Consider the following 7,558-nt stretch of genomic DNA (forward strand, 5'->3'; position numbering starts at 1 on the left):
CACCGCATCACAGGAGCTGCCCGTGACCACCGAGCCCGCGTCCGTGCCCACGCCCGTCGTCGACGCCATGCGCGCACAAGGAGCATGGAATCCGTTGTGGGACAAATTGTCCGACTGGGACCCGGAGTGGACCGAGCAATTCATGTCCATGGGTACGCTGCCGGTCCGCCGTGGCGTGCTGTCCCCACAGTTCGTGGAATTGCTGAGCATCGCGGTCGACGCCGCGTGCACCCACATGTACTCGCCGGGCGTGCGCCGCCACATTCGCGCCGCCCTGGAGCTGGGCGTGTCCCGCGAGGAGATCCTCGCCGTCCTCGAGCTGACCAGTGTGCTGGGCATTCACGCGTGCAACATCGGGGTCCCCGTGCTCGCCGAAGAACTCGACGCCTTCGAGCGTCGCCGCGCGCAACAGCGGTGAATCCGCTGCGGCAAAGCGCAACTCACCAGAATCAGGAAGGACGATCATGCACTATCTCGACGATTCGCTGCTACCGGAGAACCAGGAGAAACTGGTCATCCAGGTAGCGCCGTACGGCCCGGAATTCCTGCCCGGAGACTCCGACGACATCCCGGTGACGATGGACGAGCAGATCCAGAAGGCGGTGGACTGCTACAACGCGGGCGCACAGGTGCTGCACGTCCACGTGCGGGAAGCCGATGGACACGGGTCGAAGCGGCTCGAGCTGTTCAACGAGATGCTGGGCCGCCTGCGCGAAGCGGTACCGGAGATGATTCTCCAGGTCGGCGGCTCGATTTCGTTCGCGCCGCCGGAAGGCGGCGACCAGGCGCAGTGGCTGGACTACGACACCCGCCACCTGCTGGCGGAGCTGGATCCGAAACCCGACCAGGTCACCATCGCCATCAACACGAGCCAGATGAACCTCATGGAGCTGCTGACCGATGACGACATCGCCGGCACCTCGCTGCAGAATCCCGTGCTGCAGAAGGCGTATCGCGACATGGTCGTCGAGGCGGGCCCGGAGTTCTATATCGAGCATCTGCGGCGGCTGACCGCGGCGGGTATCCAGCCGCATTTCATGCTCGGCTCGGTGCATCAGCTCGAGACCGTCGAGCGGTTGATCCGCCGTGGCCTCTACACCGGCCCGCTGGTGCTGAATTACGTGGCGATCGGCGGCGGCGCGGCGGGCCTGCATCCGGCGGACCTGTTCGAGTTCATCCGCCGCACTCCGGACGGCGCGGTGCTGACCATCGAAACGATCATGCGCAATGTCACCCCGATGTGCACCATCGCGATCGCGCTGGGCCAGCACGTCCGAGTCGGCATCGAGGACAACCTGTGGGGCCGCAAGGGCGAACGACGCACCTCGGTCGAACAGGTCGAGCAGATGGTCCGCATAGCCGACGAACTCGGCCGCGATGTGGCCTCCTGCAAGGAGGCACGCGACATCTACCTGTTCGACGAGATCTACTCCGGCACCGACGACGCGCTGGCCAAGATCGGATACCCGCCCAACCGGCAGCCCGGCCAGGTCGGATTCCTGCACCACGCTTGATCTTTCGCAGGTGAGTGGGCCGGTCGCACTCGGTGCGGCCGGCGCACCACGCAGATTTGTTCGTCGACAGGATCCGGCCGCGCCGGTCCGTCGGTTCCACCAGGCTCGAGGAAGCGCCATGGACATCTCCACCACCCCCACCGACTTGTCGGCGACGGCCGCCGGACCATCGCGAGTCCGCTCACGGAGCTTCCCGTGGGTCGTGTTCGGACTGACCTTCGGATTGATGCTGTCGGACTACATGTCCCGTCAGGTGCTATCGGCGGTGTTCCCGCTACTGAAAAACGAATGGGGACTGTCGGATTCACGGCTGGGCTCGTTGAGCAGCATCGTGGCCCTGATGGTGGGGCTGCTGGCGTTCCCCCTGTCCCTGGTGGCGGATCGCTGGGGACGCGTGCGCAGCATGCTGATCATGGCGACGGTCTGGAGTCTGGCCACTCTGCTGTGCGCGCTCGCCACCGGATACGGGCAGATGCTGGGCGCGCGTTTCCTGGTCGGAGTCGGCGAAGCCGCCTATGGCAGCGTAGGCGCCGCGGTGATGCTGGCGGTGTTCGCCCCGCACCTGCGCGCCTCCCTGAGCGGTGCGTTCCTGGCGGGCGGCTCGTTCGGGTCGGTCCTGGGTGTCGCGCTGGGCGGTGTCGTCGCCTCGCACATCGGCTGGCGCTGGACCTTCGCCCTGATGGCCGGCCTCGGGCTGCTGCTGGTCGGCGCGTTCCGCACGGTGGTCACCGAATCCGCTTTGCGCCGACACACTTTCGCCGAATCACCGGCGACCGGCGCAGCGGCCGCCACGCCGACCGGCGGCGCGGTGCGGGCACCGCTCTCGAGCCTGTTCTCCTCGGTGTCGGTGTGGTGCGCCTACGTCGGCGGCGGTCTGCAACTGTTCGTCGCGGCCGTGCTGATGGCCTGGCTGCCGAGCTTCTTCAACCGCTCCTATTCCATGCCCACCGACCGCGCCGGACTTGTGGCCTCGGGATATGTGCTGCTCATCGGGACCGGAATGATCATGTGCGGCATCATCACCGACCGCGTCGGCCGACGGCACCCGATACGTCAATGGAGCACTGCACTGGTCTACTGCGCGGTCTCGCTGGTCCTGCTCACCATCGCGTTCAGCCTCGGCACCGGTGCCGCCCAGCTGACCATCCTGGCACTGGGAGCAGTGACCGCCGCCGGATCGGCGGGAGCGACGACCTCGATGGTCGCCAGCCTCACCCACGCCAGCCTGCGGGCGACCGCGCTCGCCACGGTGACCTTGGCCAACAACATCTTCGGGCTCGCCCTCGGGCCGCTGGTCGTGGGCCTCCTCGCCGACCGTTACGGGCTCGCCGCCGCGCTGCGCCTGGTTCCGCTCGCCTATATCGGCGCCATCGCCGCCCTGGCCGTGGGCAGATACGCCTACCCGGCCGGACTGCGCCGCCTCGCCCGATTGGAAACGAGCCGTCCGGCCGCCTGACCACGCCGCCCTGTCCGGCCGTTCGGCCGCAACCGATCCGGTCCCATCAATTCCGTGAGGTCTTCCCATGCTCAATCTCGCTGTGCTGCTCGAAGACACAGCCCGCCGTCATCCGGGGCACGATGCCATCGTCGCCGGCGATCAGAGACTGACCTATGCCCAGGTCGACGTCGCCGCGAACCGGATCGCCCACCTGCTCGCCGCCCGCGACATCCAGCGGGGTGACAAGGTCGCGCTGTCATGCCCGAATCTGGCGTGGTTCCCGATCATCTACTACGGCATCCTGAAAGCGGGAGCAACGGTCGTACCGCTCAACATTCTGCTCAAGGACCGCGAAATCGCGTACCACCTCGACGATTCCGAGGCTAAGGCGTTCTTCTGCTTCGAGGACACCGCTGAGCTTGCGATGGGCGAGTACGGTCGTGCCGGATTCGACCGGGCCCCCAGTTGCCGCCACTTCTTCCTCATCGATTCCCCAGCCCCCGGGGAGGTCGGCGGGCCCGGCGAGCTGGCCACCATGCTGCGGGAATTTCCCGGCGAATTCGGCACGCGGGCCATGAATCCCGACGACACGGCGGTCATCCTCTATACCTCCGGCACCACCGGAACGCCCAAGGGCGCCGAGCTGACCCACGCCAATATGTTGCTCAACGCCTTCACCGCCAACCGGCAGTTCAGCAGCGATCCCGGGATCCACGACCGGCATCTGGTGACGCTGCCGCTGTTCCACTCCTTCGGGCAGACGGTCAACATGAACGCCGGGTTCTCCGTCGCCGCAACCCTCGTCCTGCAACCCCGCTTCGACGCCACGACGACACTCGAGCTGCTGCGCGCCGAACACATCACCCTGTTCGCCGGTGTCCCGACCATGTACTGGGCATTGCTCGACGCCCCCACCGGCACCGATGACGTAGGCGCGGTCGGCAACAGTCTGCGGCTGGCGATCTCCGGCGGGGCCGCGCTGCCCGTCGAGATCCACACCCGCTTCCGGCAACGGTTCGGGGTGACCATCGCCGAAGGCTACGGGCTGTCGGAAACCTCGCCGCTAGCATTGTTCGCGGACCTGGCCGACGAGCCGCGCCCCGGCTCGATCGGGCGACCGGTATGGGGCGTCGAGGTGCGCCTGGTCGACGACGACTGGCAGACGGTCACCGGCGAGCGCGCGGTCGGTGAGATCGCCATTCGTGGCCACAACGTGATGAAGGGCTACCACCGCAAACCCGGCGCAACGCGCGAAGTCATGCACGATGGCTGGTTGCGCACCGGCGATCTGGCCCGCTGCGACGCCGACGGCTACTACTACATCGTCGACCGTGCCAAGGACATGATCGTGCGCGGCGGACTCAACGTCTATCCGCGTGAGATCGAAGAAACACTGATGACCCACGAAGCGGTGTCGCTGGCCGCGGTCGTCGGGATCCCGCACGCGCGCCACGGCGAAGAGATCAAGGCCTACATCATCGCCGCGCCCGGAACGGCACCGTCCGAACGGTCGCTCATCGACTGGGCCAAGCAGCGCATGGCCGCCTACAAGTACCCCCGCCACATCGAACTCGTGTCCGCATTGCCGATGACCTCGACCGGCAAGATCCTCAAACGCGAACTCCGCGCCCACCACTGAAACCGCTTGCGCCGCAACATCATCACCGCCCGGACGTGAGACGGTAACCGAAAGGAAGAACATCATGCAGCTAGTCGGCAGAACTGCCGTCATCACCGGTGCGGGCCAGGGACTGGGCCGCGCCATCGCGGTCGCGATGGCGCACGCAGGCGCCGATATCGTCGCCTGCGACATTCGGCCCGACACACTCGCGACCGTCACCGATGAGATCCTCGCGATCGGCCGCCGCTGCATGCCGGCTCAGGTCGACGTTTCCGACCGGGCAGCGGTCGACGCGATGGTCGACGAGGCCGCCGACCGCTTCGGCGGGGTTCACATCCTGGTCAACAACGCTGCCCTGGTACCGGACTCACCGGCCGATGTAGCGCGCCGCAACCGGCACTACGCCTACCTGACCACCCCGATCGAGCGCCAATCCCTGGGCATCACAACAAGTCTCACCGATAACGACTGGCTGAGGTGGTGGGACGTCAACGTGCACGGCGTGTTCTGGTGCACCCGCGCCGCCCTGCGGCACATGGAGCCGCAGGGCTACGGCCGGATCATCAATATCAGCTCCGTCGCCGGGATCTCGGCGGCGAGCGCGCACAGCCCCGGCTACTCCGCCGCCAAGGCCGCGGTCGCCAGCCTCACCAAGACCGTCGCGCTCGATGTCGCCGGAGCCGGTGTCCTGGTCAACGCCATCGCCTGCGGTGGCGTCGCCACCCCACCATTCCTGGCATACCTCGCCACGGCCACCGAGGAACAGAAGAACAGCCTCTACCAGATGATCCCTGTCGGAAGACTGGGCACCCCCGAGGAATACGCCTCGCTGGCCGTCTACCTCGCGAGCGAGAACCACTATCTCACCGGGCAGATCATCAGCCCCAACGGCGGGGTCGTGATCTGAGCTGCGCGCTCGCGAACACCTGAAAGTCTTATCGGAGCATCGATTTGAACTACTCCCCCGAGCCCGCCGTCGTCATCGTCCCGGGGCTCAACGACCCGCCCCCGGGCCACTGGCTGCACCGGCTGGCCGCCACCGATACCCGCACGCACACCGTCCCACGTCCTCCCGATGGCACACACATGGATCGGGACGCCTGGGTGGCAAGCCTGGAGACCACGGTGTCGGCCATCCCGGACGACCTCGTTCTGGTCGCGCACAGCGCCGGGGTTCTCACTGTCGTGCACTGGGCGCAGCGGCCGAGCCGGCCGATCCGTGCGGCGTTGCTCGTCACACCGCCGGACTTCGAAAACCCGCCCACGGATGATCCGGGGATTCGGCGAATCGGCACAGCACATGGCTGGTGCCCCATCCCGCGCGGTCGCCTGCCGTTCCAAACCACTCTGGCGGCCAGCACCAACGACCCGTTCGCCAACGTCCGGCGGGTGACCGGGATGGCCGAAGCCTGGGGAAGCAGGCCGGTCGATCTCGGTCCGGTCGGGCACCTCGACTCCGCCGCCGGCTACGGGCCATGGCCGCGGGCCACCTCACTGCTGACCGGACTGGTCACGCGCACAAAGCCTTCCACCACGGAAGTACACCGATGAATCAAGGAAACACCCGATGAGGAAAACCACCACCGCCGTGCTCGCCGCGACCGCCCTCGCGCTGACCGCCGCGACCGCCAACGCCGCCCCGCAACCCGGCCACGCCGAAAATGCCGACGTCCATTACGAAGTCACGCGTCAAGGCGATGCCGCGCTGCTGACCATCAGCGGCGGAGCCTTGAAGCTCGCCGGAGACCAACTCGTCCTCACCGATCCCACCGACCGGCCGGTCGCCGCGGTCCCGCTCACCTACCGCATCGACAACACCGCCTACCCGATCGCCGCCCGAATCGACGGTGGCACAGCAACACTCACCCCCGACAAGACGGCCGGACAACCCGTGCCGGCCGCGCAGGCCGTCACCCCCGACCAGACCATCACCACCGATCGGGCCGCCACCCAGATCGCCGAATCGTTCACTCCCCGTGACAACCAAGCCCTCGGCGTGTTCGCCCAGCGCGCAGCCATCGGAGCCGCCGTCAGCGCGGTCCTGGGCGCTGTACTCGGCGCGGGCGTCGGGTGTCTGGTCGGTGCGGCCGCCGGTGCCGTGCTCACCAGTCCCGTCATGGCACTGCTCGTTCCCTTCGTCGGCGCCACCATCGCGGGCTGCGTCCTGGGTGCCGCCACCCTCGGCGCCGTCGGAACGATGGCCGGACTCGTCGTCGCCGGCGGGCCCATCACACTGTTCTCCGCGATCCAGTACTTCTCCACGATCCTTGCTCCCTGCCCGCCCGACCTCGCCTACTGCAAAGACCCCGCACAGGCCACCAACCCCGGCAAGTAACAACCCACGACGGTCCCCGAAACCGTCGGCCGCCACACCGGGACGGCCGACGGTAGGAAGGCCGCCTCCGCCAGACGGCGAACAGCGTGCGGAGGACAGACCAGTCGGGATATTGTGGCTGGTGCCCGGTGGGGAGATCACGAGTGACCGATGGTCGAGAGAGATCTGTTCATGACGCAGCGTGATGTCGATGTCGTCACGGAGTTGCGTGCTGCGGGTTTCGAGGAGGCCGAGGAGATCGGGCGGGGCGGTTTCGGGGAGGTGTACCGCTGTAGCCAGCCGGCTGCGGGTCGCACGGTCGCGGTGAAGGTGCTGACCGGTGAGCTGGATGAGAATCGGGAGCGTTTCTTTCGCGAGCAGCGTGCGATGGGGCGGTTGACCGGGCACCCGAACATCGTCGACATGCTCGAGGTCGGTGAGACCGCGAGTGGTCACCCGTACCTGGTCATGCCCTATCACGCGCGTGGGTCCCTGGATGCGCGCCTGCGCCGCGACGGTCCGTTGTCGCTGGCGCAGGTGCTGCACCTGGGGGTGAAGATCGCCGGGGCGCTGGAGACCGCGCATCGAGCGCAGGTGCTGCACCGCGATATCAAGCCGGGAAACATCCTGCTCACCGATTACGGTGAGCCCGCGTTGACCGATTTCGGGAT

8 protein-coding genes are annotated in these 7,558 nt (G+C 67.3%); all 8 read left to right on the forward strand.

Translation table 11 applies throughout. The annotated features are described in order from the left end of the window. The first annotated feature begins 67 nt into the window (after positions 1-67). Positions 68-418 (forward strand): carboxymuconolactone decarboxylase family protein, encoded by a 351-nt coding sequence (locus ACWEKS_RS14635; RefSeq protein ID WP_452340543.1) that lies wholly within the window; start codon positions 68-70, stop codon positions 416-418. A gap of 46 nt (positions 419-464) precedes the next feature. Next, a complete protein-coding gene (locus ACWEKS_RS14640) occupies positions 465-1,514 on the forward strand; it encodes a 3-keto-5-aminohexanoate cleavage protein (protein ID WP_452340527.1) in 1,050 nt (349 codons plus the stop codon). A 118-nt stretch (positions 1,515-1,632) separates the two neighbouring features. Then, positions 1,633-2,970: an MFS transporter gene (locus ACWEKS_RS14645; RefSeq protein WP_452340528.1), complete on the forward strand. Its 1,338-nt coding sequence runs from the start codon at positions 1,633-1,635 to the stop codon at positions 2,968-2,970. Positions 2,971-3,037: 67 nt separating this feature from the next. Beyond that, positions 3,038-4,591, forward strand: coding sequence for a long-chain-fatty-acid--CoA ligase (locus ACWEKS_RS14650; RefSeq protein WP_452340529.1), 1,554 nt, complete (start codon positions 3,038-3,040; stop codon positions 4,589-4,591). A gap of 64 nt (positions 4,592-4,655) precedes the next feature. Continuing rightward, on the forward strand, positions 4,656-5,480 hold the full coding sequence (locus ACWEKS_RS14655) for an SDR family NAD(P)-dependent oxidoreductase (RefSeq protein ID WP_452340530.1): 825 nt from the start codon (positions 4,656-4,658) through the stop codon (positions 5,478-5,480). A gap of 44 nt (positions 5,481-5,524) precedes the next feature. After that, positions 5,525-6,124 carry an RBBP9/YdeN family alpha/beta hydrolase gene (locus ACWEKS_RS14660; RefSeq protein WP_452340531.1) on the forward strand — a complete coding sequence of 200 codons (600 nt, stop codon included), beginning with the start codon at positions 5,525-5,527 and terminating at the stop codon, positions 6,122-6,124. A gap of 16 nt (positions 6,125-6,140) precedes the next feature. Next, the gene (locus ACWEKS_RS14665) at positions 6,141-6,908 is read left to right on the forward strand and encodes a hypothetical protein (RefSeq protein ID WP_452340532.1); all 768 of its coding nucleotides are present in this window, start codon (positions 6,141-6,143) and stop codon (positions 6,906-6,908) included. 150 nt (positions 6,909-7,058) lie between these two features. Continuing rightward, a partial coding sequence (locus ACWEKS_RS14670; RefSeq protein WP_452340533.1) for a serine/threonine-protein kinase occupies positions 7,059-7,558 on the forward strand: 500 nt, incomplete at its 3' end.

The organism is Nocardia sp. NPDC004711 (genome assembly GCF_053601595.1).

Coding starts and splice junctions, on each gene's coding strand:
- ACWEKS_RS14635 (WP_452340543.1), top strand. CDS start 68: ATGCGCGCACAAGGAGCATGGAATCCGTTGTGGGACAAATTGTCCGAC.
- ACWEKS_RS14640 (WP_452340527.1), top strand. CDS start 465: ATGCACTATCTCGACGATTCGCTGCTACCGGAGAACCAGGAGAAACTG.
- ACWEKS_RS14645 (WP_452340528.1), top strand. CDS start 1,633: ATGGACATCTCCACCACCCCCACCGACTTGTCGGCGACGGCCGCCGGA.
- ACWEKS_RS14650 (WP_452340529.1), top strand. CDS start 3,038: ATGCTCAATCTCGCTGTGCTGCTCGAAGACACAGCCCGCCGTCATCCG.
- ACWEKS_RS14655 (WP_452340530.1), top strand. CDS start 4,656: ATGCAGCTAGTCGGCAGAACTGCCGTCATCACCGGTGCGGGCCAGGGA.
- ACWEKS_RS14665 (WP_452340532.1), top strand. CDS start 6,141: ATGAGGAAAACCACCACCGCCGTGCTCGCCGCGACCGCCCTCGCGCTG.